Source organism: Streptomyces sp. NPDC017246 (assembly GCF_044331325.1).
In the GTDB taxonomy this organism is placed as follows: domain Bacteria; phylum Actinomycetota; class Actinomycetes; order Streptomycetales; family Streptomycetaceae; genus Streptomyces.
This window is the reverse complement of sequence record NZ_JBIRMW010000005.1, coordinates 423,733-440,096: the sequence shown is the minus strand read 5'-3', so window position 1 is coordinate 440,096 and position 16,364 is coordinate 423,733. Positions and strand designations below refer to the sequence as shown.

The window sequence follows — 16,364 nt, the reverse complement described above, 5'->3', positions numbered from 1 at the left end:
TCAAGACCTCTGTCCCCAGCGTCCGCACGGCGGACGAAGCGATCCGCCCACCGTACGGACCACGCCCCTACACCGCTCCTCCCGCGCGCCCGATCCGCCCCGCCGCCTCGTGCATCGCCAGCTCCAGGAGGGCGGCGTCGGTGAGGGTGCCCACGCCGTCCGGCGCCACCAGCCAGCGCACCCCGCCGGTCACCCGGCCCGGGTACGGGACCACGATCCAGGTCCCGGCCCCCGCGCCGCGCACCCCGGTTCCGAGCCAGCGGGTCGCGGTGCCGGGCGGGACGAAGAAGCCCATCCTGGCGTCGCCGAAGTCGGCGAGGACCGGACCCGGCCGGTCCACCAGGCGGGTCAGCACGTCGAGGGTGGGGTACCCGAGCTCCGCCGGCAGGATCAGGACGTCCCAGCGCCTGCCGGCGGGCAGCAGCGCGACCCCGTGCGGGTTGCGCTCCCACTCCCACCGGCAGGCGTCGGGATCGGGCGCGACCGAAGCCAGCCACTCCACCGCGCCCTTGGCGCCCGAGGCCCCCGTACCAGTCATCGCAACGGTCTCCTTCCGTGTGGACACGGTGTCCGTACGGAGAGAGCGATTCGGGCGGCCGCTCTTACGCGGTTTCAGCTATCGATCAGTTGTGATGTAGGTCACACAAGGGACTCGTGGGGACTCAGCTGTCGAAGCCCAGCCCCATCCGGTCCATCGCCTTCAGCCACAGATTGCGCCGGCCGCCGTTCTCGTCGGCGCGCGCCATCGCCCACTTGGTGATGCCGATGCCGGCCCAGGCGATCGGCTCGGGCGGGAAGGGCAGCGGCTTGTGGCGGACCATCTCCAACTCGGTGCGCTCGGTGCGCTCCCCCGCCAGCAGGTCGAGCATCACGTCGCCGCCGAAGCGGGTGGCGCCGACGCCCAGGCCGGTGAACCCGGCCGCGTAGGCCACCTTGCCCTGGTACGCCGTACCGAAGAAGGCCGAGAAGCGGGAGCAGGTGTCGATGGCGCCGCCCCAGGCGTGGCTGAAGCGCAGCCCCTCCAGCTGCGGGAAGCAGTGGAAGAAGTGCTCGGCGAGCTTGAGGTACGTCTCCGGGCGGTGGTCCATCTCGGCGCTGACCTTGCCGCCGAAGGGGTAGATCGCGTCGTAGCCGCCCCAGAGGATGCGGTGGTCGGCGGTGATCCGGAAGTAGTGGAACTGGTTGGCCGAGTCGCCGAGGCCCTGCCGGTTCTTCCAGCCGACCGAGGCGAGCTGCTCGGGGCTGAGCGGCTCGGTCATCAGGGCGTAGTCGTAGACCGGGACGGTGTACGCGCGGACGCGCTTGACCAGCGACGGGAAGACATTGGTGCCGAGGGCGACCCGGCGGGCGACGACCTTGCCGTACGGGGTGCGCACGCCCATGCCGGCGCCGACGGAGACCAGCTCGAGCCCCGGGGTGTTCTCGAAGATGCGGACACCGAGGTCCTGGCAGGCCCGCTTCAGGCCCCAGGCCAGCTTGGCGGGGTTGAGCATGGCGACGCCGCGGCGGTCCCAGAGGCCGCCGAGGAAGGTCGGCGAGTCGACCTCGGCGCGTACGGCGTCGCGGTCGAGGAGTTCGAGACCGTCCGCGAGGCCGAGCCGGTCGATCTCCGCGTACATCTCGTGGAGTTCCTCGAGCTGGTGCGGCTCGGTGGCCACGTCGATCTCGCCGGTGCGCTCGAAGTCGCAGTCCAGGGAGTAGCGGGCGACCGCCTCCTCGATGCCGTCGAGGTTGCGCTCGCCGAGCTCCTCCAGCTTCGGCAGCTCGCCCGGCCAGCGGGCGAGTCCGTTGCCGAAGCCGTGGGTGAGGGAGGCGGCGCAGAAGCCTCCGTTGCGGCCCGAGGCGGCCCAGCCCACCTCGCGGCCTTCGATCAGTACGACATCCCGGGCGGGGTCGCGCTCCTTGGCGAGGAGCGCGGTCCACAGTCCGCTGTAGCCGCCGCCGACGACGAGAAGATCGCACTTCTCGGTGCCGGTGAGGGCGGGCAGGGCGCCGGGCTTGCCCGGGTCTTCCAGCCAGAAGGGGACGGGCTGGGCGTCGGAGAGAGATTGTGCAGCGAGACGCATGGCGACTGGGGCCATGGTTTCCAACTCCTTCGGTGCCTGGGCTGCGTTCTGCTCAGGCTGTTGCTGTTTTCTTGCGCCGGTTCGTAATGATTTGACCGGCCACGACCACCAGTACCGCAAGGGCGAACATCGCGGTGCCGATGACGTTGATCTGAACGGGGGTTCCGCGCTGTGCCGAGCCCCAGACGAACATGGGGAAGGTGACGGTGGAGCCCGCGTTGAAGTTGGTGATGATGAAGTCGTCGAACGAGAGGGCGAAGGCGAGCAGGGCGCCGGCGGCGATGCCGGGCGCCGCGATCGGCAGGGTCACCCGCAGGAAGGTCTGCGTCGGTCCCGCGTAGAGATCGCGGGCCGCCTCCTCCAGACGCGGGTCCATCGACATGACCCGGGCCTTCACCGCCGTCACGACGAACGACAGACAGAACATGATGTGGGCGATCAGGACCGTCCAGAAGCCGAGCTCGATACCCATGTTGAGGAAGAGGGTGAGCAGCGAGGCGGCCATGACGACCTCGGGCATCGCCATCGGCAGGAAGATCAGCGAGTTGATCGCGCCGCGCGCCCGGAAGCGGTAGCGGACGAGCGCGAAGGCGATCATCGTGCCGAGGACGACGGCGCCGACGGTGGCCCAGGCGGCGAGCTGGAGCGAGAGGGAGAGCGACTCGCACATGTCGGCGACGCCGCAGGGGTCCTTCCAGGCGTCGAGGGAGAACTCCTGCCAGGAGTAGTTGAAGCGGCCCTTCGGCTTGTTGAAGGAGAACGCCATGACGACGAGGTTCGGCAGGATCATGTACGCGAGCGTCAGCAGGCCCGCGATGACGACGAGGTTCCGGCGTATCCAGCGCATCAGACCAGGTCCTCCGTTCCCGCTCGGCGGATGTAGACGGTGACCATGACCAGCACGATCGCCATGAGGATGAAGGAGAGCGCGGCCGCCGTCGGGTAGTCGAGGACCCGCAGGAACTGCGACTGGATGACGTTGCCGACCATCTTGGTGTCGGTGGAGCCCAGCAGTTCGGCGTTGACGTAGTCGCCGCTCGCCGGGATGAAGGTGAGCAGGGTGCCGGAGACGACGCCGGGCATCGACAGCGGGAAGGTCACCTTGCGGAAGGTGGTGGCCGGGGAGGCGTACAGGTCCTGCGCGGCCTCGTGGAGCCGGCCGTCGATCCGCTCCAGGGAGGTGTAGAGGGGCAGGATCATGAAGGGCAGGAAGTTGTACGTGAGACCGCAGACGACCGCCATCGGGGTGGCGAGGACGCGGTCGCCCTCGGTCCAGCCGATCCAGCTGGTCACGTCGAGGACGTGCAGCGCGTTCAGCGCGTCGACGACGAGGCTGTCGTCGGCGAGGATCGTCTTCCACGCCAGCGTCCGGATGAGGAAGCTGGTGAAGAAGGGCGCGATGACGAGGACGAGGAGCAGGTTGCGCCAGCGGCCCGCCTTGAAGGCGATCAGGTACGCGAGCGGGTAGCCGAGCAGCAGGCAGAGCAGGGTCGCGGTCCCGGCGTAGAGCAGGGAGCGGACGAACTGCGGCCAGTACTCGACGAAGGCGTCCCAGTAGGTCTGGAAGTGCCAGGTGACCTGGAAGCCCGCTTCGAGGGAGCCGGTCTGGACCGAGGTCGAGGCCTGGTAGACCAGCGGCAGCGCGAAGAAGACGAGCAGCCAGATGATGCCGGGCAGCAGCAGCCAGTACGGGACGAGCCGCTTACGGGTGGAGGGCTTGCGCAGAACCGGTTCCTCGGTCGGCGGCGCGTCCTTCACTAGGGTCGCGGTCATGCGGCGTCCTCCACCGTCTCCACGCCCGCGTCGATGTCCTGCGCCGCGTCGAGTCCGAAGGTGTGCGCCGGGTTCCAGTGCAGGACGACCTCGGCGCCGGGAACGAGCCGGGTGTCCCTCTCTATGTTCTGCTCGTACACCTGAAGCTCCGCGCCCGCCGGCGAGTTCACCACGTACTGGGTGGAGACGCCGATGAACGAGGAGTCGACGATCCGGCCGGTGACCCGGTTACGGCCGTCGGCTATCGATCCCGCGTCGTCCTTGTGCGTCAGCGAGATCTTCTCGGGGCGGACGCCCACGAGGACCTTGCCGCCCTGGCGGACGGCGGAGGTACAGCGGTCGCCGGGGACGCGGAGCTTGCCGCCGCCCGCCGTGACCAGCACGTCCGCGCTGCCGGAGCCCGTCTCCAGGACCTCGGCCTCGATGAGGTTGGAGGTGCCGAGGAAGTTGGCGACGAAGGTGGTCCGCGGGTTCTCGTAGAGGTCGGCGGGGTTGCCGAGCTGCTCGACGCGGCCGCCGTTCATCACCGCGACCTGGTCGGCCATCGTCATGGCCTCCTCCTGGTCGTGGGTGACGTGCACGAAGGTGATGCCGACCTCGGTCTGGATCCGCTTGAGCTCCAGCTGCATCTGACGGCGCAGCTTGAGGTCGAGGGCGCCGAGCGGCTCGTCGAGGAGCAGCACCTGCGGGTGGTTGATGAGCGCCCGGGCGACGGCGACGCGCTGCTGCTGGCCGCCGGAGAGCTGGTGCGGCTTGTGCCGGGCCTTGTCGCCGAGCTGGACGAGCTCCAGCATGTCGTCGACCTGCTTCTTCACCGACTTGATGCCGCGGCGGCGCAGTCCGAAGGCGATGTTCTCGGTGATGTCCATGTGCGGGAAGAGCGCGTACGACTGGAAGACCGTGTTGACCGGCCGCTTGTACGGCGGAAGGTCGGTGACGTCCTTGTCGCCGAGGAAGACGGTGCCGGTGCTGGGGTCCTCCAGGCCGGCGATCATGCGCAGGGTGGTCGTCTTGCCGCAGCCCGAGGCGCCGAGGAGGGCGAAGAAGGAGCCCTGCGGAACGGTCAGGTCCAGCGGGTGGACGGCGGTGAAGGAGCCGTAGGCCTTGCTGATCCCGGTGAGACGGACGTCGCCGCCGCCAGTGTTCTTTCCGGTGTGAGCAGTCTTGTCAGTCATGGGTTGTGGTCCCAGGGGAGTGAGAGAGGTGGACGACGGGGCCTCAGGCGCCGATGAGCTTGGCGAACTTCTCCTCGTACGCCGTCTCCTCCGCGCTGGTGAGCGAGCGGAAGGCGCGCGACTTCTTGGCCATGGCCTTGTCCGGGAGGATCAGCGTGTTGTTCGCGAGCTCGGGGTCGATCTTGGCGAGCTCGTCCTTCACTCCGTCGACGGGGCACACGTAGTTGATGTACGCGGCGAGCTGGGCGGCGACGGGAAGCTCGTAGTAGTGGTCGATCAGCCGCTCGGCGTTCGTCTTGTGCCGGGCCTGGGCGGGGACGAGCAGGTTGTCGCTGGAGGTGATGTAACCGGCGGACGGGATGGAGAACCTGATGTCCGGGTTGTCCGCCTGGAGCTGGATGATGTCGCCGGCCCAGGCGAGGCAGGCGGCGATGTCGCCCTTGTCCAGGTCGGAGGTGTAGTCGTTGCCCGTGAAGCGGCGGATCTGCTTCTTGTCGACGCCCTTCCGGAGGCGTCCGATCGCCGCGTCGTAGTCGGCGTCGGTGAACTTCCCCGGGTCCTTGCCCATGTCGAGCAGGGTCATGCCGACGGAGTCGCGCATCTCGGTGAGGAAGCCGACCCGGCCCTTGAGCGAGGGGTCGTCCAGGAGCTGGGTGACCGAGTCGACCTTCTTCCCGCCGGTCGCCTTCACGTTGTACGCGATGACGGTGGAGATGCCGGTCCACGGGTACGAGTAGGCGCGGCCCGGGTCCCAGTCGGGGCTGCGGAACTGGGCGGAGAGGTTCGCGTACGCGTGGGGGAGGTTGGCGGCGTCGAGCTTCTGCGCCCAGCCGAGCCGGATGATGCGGGCCGCGAGCCAGTCGGTGACGCAGATCAGGTCGCGGCCGGTGTCCTGGCCGGCCGCGAGCTGCGGCTTGACCTTGCCGAAGAACTCGACGTTGTCGTTGATGTCCTCGGTGTACTTGACCTTGATCCCGGTGCGCCGCGTGAACGCCTCCAGGCTCGGGCGGGACTTCTCGTCCTCGCTGACGTCCATGTACTCGGTCCAGTTGGAGAAGGAGAGGCTCTTCTCCTTCGCCGAGACGTCCGTGGAGGCGGGTCCCTGGCCCTCCCGCTTCGCCGGCGGGATGCCGCAGGCGCTCAGCGCCGCCAGGCCGCCGACGGTGAGCGCGCCGACGCCGCCCGCGCGCAGCATCGAACGACGGCTGAGGGCGCCCCGGCCGCTCGTCAGGCTGCGACGTATCGCGGCCGTCTGCGCGGCGGAGAGGCTTTCGGGCTCGTACTGCTCCATGCGCTGTGCCCTTTCGGGATGGTGAGTGCGCCGCCGGTCGGGCGGCAGATGGCTATCGGTCCCCGAAGATCGTGCGGTGCCAGTCCTTCGCGGCGACCGCGGTGTTGTCGTACATCACGTGCTTGACCTGCGTGTACTCCTCGAAGGAGTAGGCGGACATGTCCTTCCCGTACCCCGATGCCTTGGTGCCGCCGTGGGGCATCTCGCTGATGATCGGGATGTGGTCGTTGACCCAGACGCAGCCGGCCTTGATCTCCCGGGTGGCGCGGCCGGCCCGGTAGACGTCGCGGCTCCAGGCCGAGGCGGCCAGGCCGTAGGGGGTGTCGTTGGCGAGCCGGATGCCCTCGTCGTCGCTGTCGAAGGGCAGGGCCACCAGGACCGGGCCGAAGATCTCCGACTGCACGACCTCGCTGTCCTGCGCGGCGCCGGTGATCAGGGTCGGACGGTAGTACGCACCGTCGGCGAGCTCTCCTCCCGGGGCTTCGCCGCCGGTGACGACGGTGGCGTAGCCGCGGGCGCGCTCCACGAAGGCGGCGACGCTGTCGCGGTGGCGGTGGCTGACGAGCGGACCGAGGTCGGTGGTCGGCGCGAAGGGGTCGCCGAGCCGGACGGTCTCCATCAGCTCGGCCACGCGCGCGACGAAGGCGTCGAAGAGCGGCCGCTGGACGTACGCGCGGGTGGCGGCGGTGCAGTCCTGGCCGCTGTTGATGAGGGAGGCGGCGACGGCGCCGTGGGCGGCGGCCTCCAGGTCGGCGTCGTCGAAGACCACGAAGGGTGCCTTGCCGCCGAGTTCGAGGTGGAGGCGCTTCACGGTGGCGGTGGCGATCTCGGCGACGCGCTTGCCGACGGGGGTGGAGCCGGTGAAGGAGGTCATGACGACGTCGGGGTGGCCGACGAGGTGTTCGCCGACGGTCCGCCCGGCGCCGTTGACGATGTTGACGACGCCGTCGGGGATGCCGGCCTCCTTCGCCGCCTGCGCGAACATCAGGGAGGTCAGCGGGGTGAGCTCGGCGGGCTTGAGGACGATCGTGTTGCCGGCGGCGATGGCCGGGAGGATCTTCCAGGCGGCCATCTGGAGCGGGTAGTTCCAGGGGGCGATGGAGCCGACGACGCCGATCGGCTCGCGCCGGACGTACGAGGTGTGGTCGCCGCTGTACTCGCCGGCCGACTGGCCCTGGAGGTGGCGGGCCGCGCCCGCGAAGAAGGCGGCGTTGTCGACGGTGCCCGGTACGTCGAACTCGGTGGTGAGCTTGAGCGGCTTGCCGCACTGGAGGGACTCGACGCGGGCGAAGTCCTCGGCCCACTCGGCGAGGACTCCGGCGAAGCGGTGCAGGGCGTCGGAGCGCTCGCCCGGGGTGGCGGCGGCCCAGCCGGGGAAGGCGGCCTTGGCGGCGGCGACGGCCTCGTCGACGTCGGCCGTGGAGGCGAGCGTGTAGGTGTACACGGCCTTCCCGGTCGCCGGGTCGATCACGCTGTGTTCCTGACCGGAGGTTCCGGCCCGGAGCCGCCCGCCGATGTACTGTGCGCCGTCCGCGAAGCGGTCCGTCACCTGGAAGCGGTTGCCCATGACGCTCTCCGTTGTCCCAGCTCGATTTGAGTGCCGATCCTGACATGACGACAGTGGTGCAACAAGTGATTCCGTTGTTGCCTTTTGGTTACGCGACGGAATCGGTCGACCATGTGTCGAGGCGCCCCGAAAATCTCCGTACGGAGTGTCCGTGGCGGATGCCACACTCGCATGCATGAGCGAGATCGAAGCCCTGACACAGCAGGTCAACAGGGGTGACAGGGTGAAGTGGCTGCACTTCTGGGGGCACCGGCCGCACCCGGACGGACGCCTCACGGCGAGCTGCCTCAGCCAGTGGTGGCAGGCCCCGTTCGTGGTCGACGGCGTCTCGTACGCGACGGCCGAGCACTGGATGATGGCGGCCAAGGCGCGCCTCTTCGGGGACGCGGAGGCCGAGCGGGCGGCGCTGACCGCCCGTACCCCGGCGGAGGCCAAGAAGGCCGGCCGGCTGGTGCGGAACTTCGACCAGACGGTGTGGGCGCGGGAGCGCTTCGGGATCGTCGTCGAGGGCAGCGTCCACAAGTTCTCCTCGGACGAGGCCCTGCGCGGCTACCTCCTGGGCACCGGCACCCGCGTCCTGGTGGAGGCCAGCCCGCTGGACCGGATCTGGGGCATCGGCCTCGCGGCCGACGACCCGCGCGCCCACGACCCCGCCCGCTGGCTCGGCGAGAACCTCCTGGGCTTCGCCCTGATGGAGGCCCGGGAGCGGCTGCTGCGGGGCGAGTGAGAAGCACGAGGGCCCCGCACCTCATGGGACATGAGGTGCGGGGCCCTTCGGCCGTGTGCCGCTCAGCGGCCGCTCTCGACCACCAGGCTCGACGCGAACGGGTCCTCGTCGTACCCGGAGTCGTCGAAGGAGGTGGAGTCCTGGGAGATCGCCCAGATCATGAAGCCCAGGAAGACGGCGCTGATCAGGGTGCCGATCGCACCGAGCACGATGCCCGCGATCGCCATGCCCCGGTTGGTCGCCTCGCCCCGGCCCGCCTTCTTCAGGCCGATGATGCCGAAGATCAGCGCCAGGATGCCGAGGATCGCGCCCAGGCCGTACAGGCAGAAGCCCGCCACCGCGATGATGCCGAGCACCATCGAGGTCGTCCCCATGCCGTTGGACGGGGACTGCGGGTAGCCGGTCTGGCCGGCATAGCCGCCGCCGTACGACGGATAGCCGGGGTAGCCGTACCCGGAGGCCGCCGGCGGCGGGGTCGCGGCCGTCGGATAGCCGTACCCGCCGGAGGTGTCCGCCGCGGGGTAGCCGTACGCGCCGGGCGTGGCCGCCGGGCCGCCGGGGGCGACCGGGGGCGGCGGCACCGCGCCGCCGGGCTCCGCGAGCGGCACGGACGTGACGGTCTGCTGGTCGTGCACCGGCGACGGCGTCACCGGCTTGCTGAGTTCCACCCCGTCGCGGTTCGGCGGAGCCCACGGGTCCGTCGGGTCGTACCCGTCCCGCGACTGGTCTCGATTGTCAGACATGGGCCTCCCCCATCATGGTCCCGCCATGCTACGGCCTCCCCCCTGAGGGGGAACCTTCCGGCCTACGATGATCCGATGACCGATCTCCATCCCTTCATCGCGGGCCTCCCCAAGGCCGAGCTGCACGTCCACCACGTCGGTTCGGCCTCGCCCCGGATCGTCGCCGAGCTCGCGGCCCGGCACCCCGACTCCAAGGTCCCCACGGACCCGGAGGCGCTGACCGACTACTTCTCGTTCACCGACTTCGCGCACTTCATCGACGTCTACCTGTCGGTCGTCGACCTGGTCCGCACCCCCGAGGACGTCCGGCTGCTGACCTTCGAGGTCGCCCGTGACATGGCCCGGCAGAACATCCGGTACGCCGAGCTGACCATCACCCCCTACTCCTCCACCCGCCGGGGCATCGACGAGCACGCCTTCATGGCGGCGATCGAGGACGCCCGCAAGTCGGCCGAGGCCGAGTTCGGCACCGTCCTGCGCTGGTGCTTCGACATCCCGGGCGAGGCCGGCCTCGTCTCCGCCGAGGAGACCGCCCGGCTCGCCACCACCGACGGGCTGCGCCCCGACGGACTGGTCTCCTTCGGCCTCGGCGGCCCGGAGATCGGCGTGCCTCGTCCCCAGTTCAAGCCGTTCTTCGACCGCGCCAGGGCGGCCGGTCTGCACTCCGTCCCGCACGCGGGCGAGACGACCGGCCCGCAGACGATCTGGGACGCGATCAACGACCTGGGCGCCGAGCGGATCGGCCACGGCACCAGCTCGGTCCAGGACCCGGCGCTCCTCGCGCACCTGGCGGAGCACCGCATCGCCCTGGAGGTCTGCCCGACCTCGAACATCGCCACCCGCGCCGTCGCCACCCTGGACGAGCACCCGCTCCGGCGGATGGTGGACGCCGGCGTCCTCGTCACGATCAACAGCGACGACCCGCCGATGTTCGGCACCGACCTCAACAACGAGTACGCGGTCGCCGCCCGACTCCTCGGTCTCGACGAGCGCGGTGTCGCCGGCCTCGCCAAGAACGCGGTGGAGGCCTCCTTCCTCGACGCGGCCGGGAAGGCCCGGATCGCCGCCGAGATCGACACGTACACCGACAACTGGCTCGCCCGCTGACGACGGCGAGAATGGGGGCCATGGACTCCGACACCGCCATGGACCCCCTCGCCGCCGTGCGGACCGCCGCGGAAACCACAGCGGAAGCCGCGGACAGCACGGCCCTCGTCACCGTCGTGGGCCATCGCGGCGACCCGTACCGCGTCCGCGAGAACACGCTCCGCTCGATCGCCTCGGCGATCGAGCGGGGGGCGGACGCCGTCGAGATCGACGTCCGGCTGACGAAGGACGGAGTGCCCGTCCTCCTCCACGACGACACCCTGAAACGCCTCTGGGGCCACGACCGGCCCCTCTCCACGCTCTCGCACGAGCAGGTCCGCGAGCTCACGTACGACGGCGTCCCGACCCTGCGCGAGGCGCTGCTCACGGCCGGGGAGAACCGGCTGATGCTGGATCTGCCGGGCGGCGACGAGGACTCGGTCCGCACCATCGTCCGTACGGTCCGCGAGTGCGGCGCCGGGGAGCGGGTGTACTACTGCGCAGGCGCCGTCGCCATGCTCCAGGTGCGCGCCGCCGACCCCGCCGCCGAGATCGCCCTGACATGGACCTCGCTCGCCCCGCCCCGGCCGGTGCTGCTCGACGCGGTGCGCCCGCGATGGCTCAACTACCGCTTCGGTCTGGTGAGTCGGGAGCTGACCGAGCGGGTGCACCGGGACGGACTGCTCGTCTCGGCCTGGACCGCGGACACCTCGCGCACCATGCGTAAGCTGATCAAGAACGGGGTCGACTCGGTCACCACGAACAGGGTCGACGCACTCGCCTCCGTCCTGCGAAAGGCTCGCCCATGAACGACCGGATCCGGACCGACATCGCCCACAACGCCCGGGTGTGGAACTACTGGCTGGGCGGCAAGGACAACTACCCGGTCGACCGCGCGGTCGGCGACCAGGTCACGGGCTTCTACCCGAGCATCGGCGAAGTGGCGCGCGCCGACCGGGCGTTCCTCGGCCGCGCCGTGACCCATCTGGCCGCCGAGCGGGGCGTACGCCAGTTCCTCGACATCGGTACGGGCCTGCCGACCGCCGACAACACCCACGAGGTGGCGCAGCGGTCCGCGCCCGACGCCCGGATCGTCTACGTCGACAACGACCCCATCGTCCTCACCCACGCCCGCGCCCTCCTGACCAGCGCGCCGGAGGGGATCACCGAGTACGTGGACGCCGACGCGCACGACCCGGAGAAGATCCTGGCGGCGGCCGACGCGACGCTCGACCTCTCCCGGCCGGTCGCGGTCATGATGCTCGGCATCCTCAACTTCGTCCTGGACACCGAAGCGGCCCGGACGATCGTCCGCACCCTGATGGACGCCGTCCCCTCCGGCAGCTATCTGGTGCTGACCCACCCCACCCTGGAGCCGGAGCTCGGCGGCGAGGGCAACAAGGCCGCGATGGCCTTCTGGAACGAGAACGCGACCCCGCCGATCACCGCCCGCAGCCGGGACGAGTTCCTCTCCTTCTTCGAGGGCCTCGACCTCCTGGAGCCGGGCGTCGTCTCCTGCTCCCGCTGGCGCACCACCGCCGAAGAGGCCTATGTGGTCGCGCAGTTCGGCGCGGTGGGCCGCAAGCCGTAATGGACGCACGGGGGGAGATACGCGCCCGGTGGGAGCGGGCGCGGAACTGGGGCGCGGCGAACCCGTGGGCCGTGGACCTCGGCATCGCGCTGCTCGTCCAGGCGGCGATGACCATGCCGTTCGTGGTGCCGCGCCCGCCCGAGATCGAACCGGCGACCTGGAGCGCGTACGGGCTGACGACCCTCACCGTGCTGCCGCTCGTCTGGCGGCGACGCGCGCCGCTCACCGTGCTGCTGGCGATCATGGCGGCGAGCGCACTGTACAAACTGGCCCTGGAGGGGCCGGGACAGCCCCTGCCGTACACCGGGCTCGTCGGCGTCTACACGATCGCGCTCCTCTCCCCGGCGTGGAAGCGGCTCGTGACGGCGGGGCTGCTGCTGGTCGCGGTACCGGCCTCCGTCTGGCTCAACACCCAGTCCGCGCGTGAACTGACCTTCTCGCTCTTCGTGTTCGGCGCCGCCTATGTCTTCGGCCGGCTCCAGGACGCCCGGCAGCGCGCCCACCGCATCGAGGCCGAACGGGCCGCCGCGCGCGAACGGGCCAGGATCGCGCGGGAGATGCACGACATCCTGTCGCACGCCGTCAGCCTGATGATCGTGCAGGCGGAGGCGGGGCCGGTGGCGGTACGGACGGCGCCGGAGCGCGCGGAGGCCGCGTTCGAGGCGATCTCGGAGACGGGCCGCGAGGCGATGACCCAGCTCCGGCAGATGCTGGGGCTGCTGCGGGACGGCTCCGAGGGCGCGCCGCCGCGCGAGCCCCAGCCGGGCATCTCCGGGATCCCCGAACTGGTGGAGCGGGTGAAGGCCGGCGGTCTGCTGGTGGAGTACACGACGGAGGGCGGGGTACGGGCGCTGCCCGCGGCGACCGGCGCGAGCGCCTACCGGATCGTCCAGGAGGCGCTGACGAACGTCGTCAGACACGCGGGCGCCCACAGGGCCGACGTGCGGCTCACCCACGCGGACGGCGTCCTGCGGGTCACGGTGACGGACGACGGCCGCGGCCCCAGGACGGCCGGCTCCAGGACGGCCGGCCCCGGGACGGCGGGCGCCGGGGCCACCGGCTCCGGCGGGCACGGCCTGACCGGCATCAGGGAGCGGGCCGCCGCCCACGGCGGGACGGCGACGACCGGCACGGGACCGGACGGCCGGGGGTTCGAGGTGCGGGTCCTGCTCCCCGTACCCTCCACGGCGGAGGTGGGGAGATGACGACGATCCGGGTGGTGGTCGCGGACGACCAGGAACTGGTCCGCAGCGGCTTCGCGATGATCCTCGACGCGCAGCCGGACATCGAGGTGGTGGCGGAGGCCGGGGACGGGGCGGAGGCGATCGAGGCGGTGCGCCGGCACGCCCCCGACGTGGCGCTGCTCGACGTCCGGATGCCGGGGACCGACGGCATCGAGGCCTGCCGGGTGATCGGCGCGGAGTCCGGCTGCCGGACGGTGATCCTGACGACCTTCGACACCGACGCGTATGTGTACGAGGCGCTGCACGCGGGCGCGAGCGGTTTCCTCCTCAAGGACGTGCGCCGGGACGACCTGGTGCACGCGGTACGGGTGGTGGCGGCCGGCGACTCACTGCTCGCCCCGTCCGTGGCCCGCCGGCTGGTGGAGCAGTACACCGCGGGCGGCCCCCGCCGGACGGCCCCCGACCCCCGGCTCGACGTGCTGACCGGCCGGGAGCGGGAGACGCTGCTGCTGCTCGCCCGGGGCCTTTCCAACGCCGAGATCGCGGCGGAGCTGGTGGTCAGCGACCACACGGTGAAGACCCACGTCGGGAACGTCCTGGCCAAGCTGGGCCTGCGCGACCGCATCCAGGCGGTGATCTGCGCGTACGAGACGGGGCTGGTCGCGGCGGGCTCTCCCCCGCCCGGGGGAGCCGAGGGGCGGGGTTCCTCCCCCGCGTCGGCGAGGAACTGACCCGCGGAAGACCACCGGTGCGGGCGATCCGCCGATCGCCGCAGGTCAGCAGGATGGAGCCATCGAGAACAACGGCTCACACCACCGGAGTTGACCATGAGGAAGTCCACCCGCACGCTGCTCGCCGCGGCCCTGGTGCTCGGCGTCGCAGCGGGCCCGGCCCTGACCCCGGCCTTCGCGACGGCCCCGGCGGCCCCGGCCGCCGCCTCCACGGCGCCGTCGGCGGACTCGGCCCTGGAGAAGGTGATCGCGGGTCTCCCCCGCGCCGACGCCACGGCCGCGCTCGTCCGGGTCGGCGGCACCGAGGGTTCCTGGCAGGGCAGCGCGGGCGTCCACGACCTGGAGTCCGGTGCGCCGGCGGACCCGGCCGCCCGCTTCCGGGCCGGTTCCGTGACGAAGGTGTTCACGGCGGCGACCGTCCTCCAGCTCGCGGCCGAGGGCCGGATCGACCTGGACCGCACCGCCCGCTCGTACCTGCCGGAGCTGATCCCGGGCCGCTACGGCCGGGTGACCGTCCGCCAGCTCCTGAACCACACCCACGGCATCCCGGCCGCCGACATGCCGGGCGAGACGGTGGAGGAGTGGTACGCCCACCGCTTCGACATCCACGACCCGCGGGAGATGGTCCGGTCGGCGACCGCGAAGCCGCGCGAGTTCCGGCCCGGTACCCGCCAGCACTACCTCAACATCGGGTACACGATCGCCGGACTGATCGTGGAGCGGGTCACGGGCGACACGTACGAGCACCAGGTGGAACGCCGGATCCTGCGCCCGCTGGGCCTGCGGAACACGTACTTCCCCCGGCAGGCCGCCGAGATCACCGGGCCGTACAACCACGGCTATCAGACGATGCGGCTCGACGACGGCACGACCGGTCTGCGTGACGCCTCCGTGTGGCGGGCGACGGACGGCTGGGCGGCGGGGGACATCGTCTCGACCACCGTCGACCTGGAGCGCTTAGTCCGGGCGCTGTTCGCGGGCCGGGTGGTGCGCGGACCGCTCCTGGAGGAGATGTTCACGCTGCCGAAGGTGCCGGACGCGCAGAGCGGCGCCCCGGCCGCGTACTCCGTCGGCCTGTCGATGAAGCGGCTCGGCGGGCGTGAGGTGTGGGGCAAGACCGGCGGCCGCTGGGGGTACAACACGGCCGTCGCCTCGACCCGCGACGGCGCGCGCACGCTCGTCTACAGCGTGAACTCCACCGACGCGAAGGGCCAGGACATGAACCCGACGGCGCTGAAGCTCATGGTGGCCACGTACGGCCTCCCGGAGTGACCCGCGAGGCCGCGGGAGGCGGTTACGCGGGTACGGCCTCCCGGGTCGCCGTCGCCGTGACGGCCTCCAGGCGCTTGATCATCCGGCGTACGTGGAGCAGCGGCAGGATCCCGACGACGCCGAAGGACATGTCGATGACCGACCACCAGAAGGGGATGCCCCGGAGGGGTCCGCAGATCAGGGCGAGCGGGATGACGCCGACGCAGGCGATCATGCCGAACTCGACGACCCAGATGTTGCGGGCGGGGTCGCGGTACACACCGTGGAAGGCGACCGCGATGACGAGGTGGGCGAAGGCGAGCCAGTCGGTTCCGTAGAGGACGTACGGAGCCTCGCTGTCGGTGGTCTCCAGCCCTTCCCGGACCCGGTGGATCCATTCGGCGAGCCCGGGGAGCAGGTCGGCGACGGGGGCGGCCCGGCCGGTCAGCGCGGAGTCGAGGAGGCGGAGTTCGGTGACGAGCGGGAAGGCGGTGATCCCGCTCAGCACCAGACAGACGACGAAGACGATCAGCCAGACGCGGATGCGCTTGAGAAGGGCTCTCGGCCCGTTCGTGTCGCTCATGGGGCCAGCGTACGCCTGTCTTGAACGCGTTCAGAAACAGGGTGCCAGCCGTCGCGCCACCGCGTGCGCGAGGACGGTGGCGCCCGCCGCGACCCCCAGTCCCGCGACCACGTCCAGGAGCCCGGAGGGGCGGAGCACCCCCGCGCGCCGCAGCCGGCCGCGCGCCCAGAGGGTGAAGGGAACGACGACGAGCGGGGAGGTGACGGAGCCGGGAGTCACCCCCCGCACGGCGGCGGCCTGGGCGAGATGGACGAGGCCGTGCAGTCCGAATCCGTTCAACGCCCCCTGGTAGAAGGCGGACCGGCCGCCGGACCGGGCCCCGGCCACGGCGGCGGCGCCGACGACGGCCGCCATCACCCCGACGGCGAGGGTGAACTCGCGCTCGTCGACGGACTCGGCGGCCCGCCACACCGCCTCCGGCACCCCGGGGAACCGCTCGCGCAGCAGGGGCACGTTCTCCCGCAGCCAGCGCGGCCCGAAGGCCAGTTCCTCGACGTCGTGGACGGCCCAGGCGAGGAACAGCCCGTAGGTGGCGAGCGCGTCGACGCCCGCGCTCTCGTTCGTCTGCACATTCGATGTGGTCACGTCCGGCTCAA

17 protein-coding genes are annotated in these 16,364 nt (G+C 71.1%); 7 read left to right on the top strand and 10 right to left on the bottom strand.

Annotated features, from left to right (window positions below):
- Positions 1 to 67: 67 nt before the first annotated feature.
- From ACH4MY_RS14995 to ACH4MY_RS14965, 7 genes are all read right to left on the bottom strand, one after another.
- Entirely contained in the window at positions 68 to 538 is a 471-nt protein-coding gene (locus ACH4MY_RS14995) for a hypothetical protein (protein WP_398002563.1), read from the bottom strand.
- 124 nt (positions 539 to 662) lie between these two features.
- Positions 663 to 2,081: an NAD(P)/FAD-dependent oxidoreductase gene (locus ACH4MY_RS14990; protein WP_398002560.1), complete on the bottom strand. Its 1,419-nt coding sequence runs from the start codon at positions 2,079 to 2,081 to the stop codon at positions 663 to 665.
- Between the two features lie 37 nt (positions 2,082 to 2,118).
- A complete protein-coding gene (locus tag ACH4MY_RS14985; protein WP_328942287.1) occupies positions 2,119 to 2,913 on the bottom strand; it encodes an ABC transporter permease in 795 nt (264 codons plus the stop codon).
- Positions 2,913 to 3,839 carry an ABC transporter permease gene (locus ACH4MY_RS14980; RefSeq protein WP_398002557.1) on the bottom strand — a complete coding sequence of 309 codons (927 nt, stop codon included), beginning with the start codon at positions 3,837 to 3,839 and terminating at the stop codon, positions 2,913 to 2,915. The genes ACH4MY_RS14985 and ACH4MY_RS14980 overlap by 1 nt, the downstream gene beginning before the upstream one ends.
- Positions 3,836 to 5,014, bottom strand: a complete 1,179-nt coding sequence (locus tag ACH4MY_RS14975; RefSeq protein ID WP_398002554.1) for an ABC transporter ATP-binding protein — start codon at positions 5,012 to 5,014, stop codon at positions 3,836 to 3,838. The genes ACH4MY_RS14980 and ACH4MY_RS14975 overlap by 4 nt, the downstream gene beginning before the upstream one ends.
- 43 nt (positions 5,015 to 5,057) lie before the next feature.
- On the bottom strand, positions 5,058 to 6,305 hold the full coding sequence (locus ACH4MY_RS14970; RefSeq protein WP_398002551.1) for a PotD/PotF family extracellular solute-binding protein: 1,248 nt from the start codon (positions 6,303 to 6,305) through the stop codon (positions 5,058 to 5,060).
- 52 nt (positions 6,306 to 6,357) lie between these two features.
- Positions 6,358 to 7,872, bottom strand: a complete 1,515-nt coding sequence (locus ACH4MY_RS14965; protein WP_398002549.1) for a gamma-aminobutyraldehyde dehydrogenase — start codon at positions 7,870 to 7,872, stop codon at positions 6,358 to 6,360.
- A 175-nt stretch (positions 7,873 to 8,047) separates the two neighbouring features.
- Between ACH4MY_RS14965 and ACH4MY_RS14960 the strand changes: the two genes are divergently transcribed.
- Positions 8,048 to 8,599: an NADAR family protein gene (locus ACH4MY_RS14960; RefSeq protein WP_398002547.1), complete on the top strand. Its 552-nt coding sequence runs from the start codon at positions 8,048 to 8,050 to the stop codon at positions 8,597 to 8,599.
- A gap of 62 nt (positions 8,600 to 8,661) precedes the next feature.
- Here ACH4MY_RS14960 and ACH4MY_RS14955 read toward each other — a convergent pair whose 3' ends face one another.
- Positions 8,662 to 9,342 (bottom strand): DUF4190 domain-containing protein, encoded by a 681-nt coding sequence (locus tag ACH4MY_RS14955; protein ID WP_398002544.1) that lies wholly within the window; start codon positions 9,340 to 9,342, stop codon positions 8,662 to 8,664.
- A gap of 75 nt (positions 9,343 to 9,417) precedes the next feature.
- Here ACH4MY_RS14955 and ACH4MY_RS14950 point away from each other — a divergent pair, with 75 nt between their 5' ends.
- The 6 genes from ACH4MY_RS14950 (at position 9,418) to ACH4MY_RS14925 (ending at position 15,206) form a co-directional block, all read left to right on the top strand.
- Positions 9,418 to 10,449, top strand: coding sequence for an adenosine deaminase (locus tag ACH4MY_RS14950; RefSeq protein ID WP_398002541.1), 1,032 nt, complete (start codon positions 9,418 to 9,420; stop codon positions 10,447 to 10,449).
- A gap of 20 nt (positions 10,450 to 10,469) precedes the next feature.
- The gene (locus tag ACH4MY_RS14945) at positions 10,470 to 11,237 is read left to right on the top strand and encodes a glycerophosphodiester phosphodiesterase (protein ID WP_398002540.1); all 768 of its coding nucleotides are present in this window, start codon (positions 10,470 to 10,472) and stop codon (positions 11,235 to 11,237) included.
- Positions 11,234 to 12,019 carry an SAM-dependent methyltransferase gene (locus tag ACH4MY_RS14940; protein WP_398002537.1) on the top strand — a complete coding sequence of 262 codons (786 nt, stop codon included), beginning with the start codon at positions 11,234 to 11,236 and terminating at the stop codon, positions 12,017 to 12,019. Before ACH4MY_RS14945 ends, ACH4MY_RS14940 begins: the two co-directional genes overlap by 4 nt.
- The gene (locus ACH4MY_RS14935) at positions 12,019 to 13,224 is read left to right on the top strand and encodes a sensor histidine kinase (protein WP_398002534.1); all 1,206 of its coding nucleotides are present in this window, start codon (positions 12,019 to 12,021) and stop codon (positions 13,222 to 13,224) included. Before ACH4MY_RS14940 ends, ACH4MY_RS14935 begins: the two co-directional genes overlap by 1 nt.
- Complete coding sequence (locus ACH4MY_RS14930) at positions 13,221 to 13,934, top strand: response regulator (protein ID WP_398002531.1); 714 nt, start codon at positions 13,221 to 13,223, stop codon at positions 13,932 to 13,934. Before ACH4MY_RS14935 ends, ACH4MY_RS14930 begins: the two co-directional genes overlap by 4 nt.
- 96 nt (positions 13,935 to 14,030) lie before the next feature.
- On the top strand, positions 14,031 to 15,206 hold the full coding sequence (locus ACH4MY_RS14925) for a serine hydrolase domain-containing protein (protein ID WP_398002528.1): 1,176 nt from the start codon (positions 14,031 to 14,033) through the stop codon (positions 15,204 to 15,206).
- A gap of 22 nt (positions 15,207 to 15,228) precedes the next feature.
- Here the strand turns inward: ACH4MY_RS14925 and ACH4MY_RS14920 are convergent, their stop codons facing one another.
- Both ACH4MY_RS14920 and ACH4MY_RS14915 read right to left on the bottom strand, forming a co-directional pair.
- Positions 15,229 to 15,768 (bottom strand): hypothetical protein, encoded by a 540-nt coding sequence (locus ACH4MY_RS14920; protein ID WP_398002525.1) that lies wholly within the window; start codon positions 15,766 to 15,768, stop codon positions 15,229 to 15,231.
- 30 nt (positions 15,769 to 15,798) lie between these two features.
- Entirely contained in the window at positions 15,799 to 16,353 is a 555-nt protein-coding gene (locus tag ACH4MY_RS14915) for an HXXEE domain-containing protein (protein WP_398002522.1), read from the bottom strand.
- Positions 16,354 to 16,364: the final 11 nt, after the last annotated feature.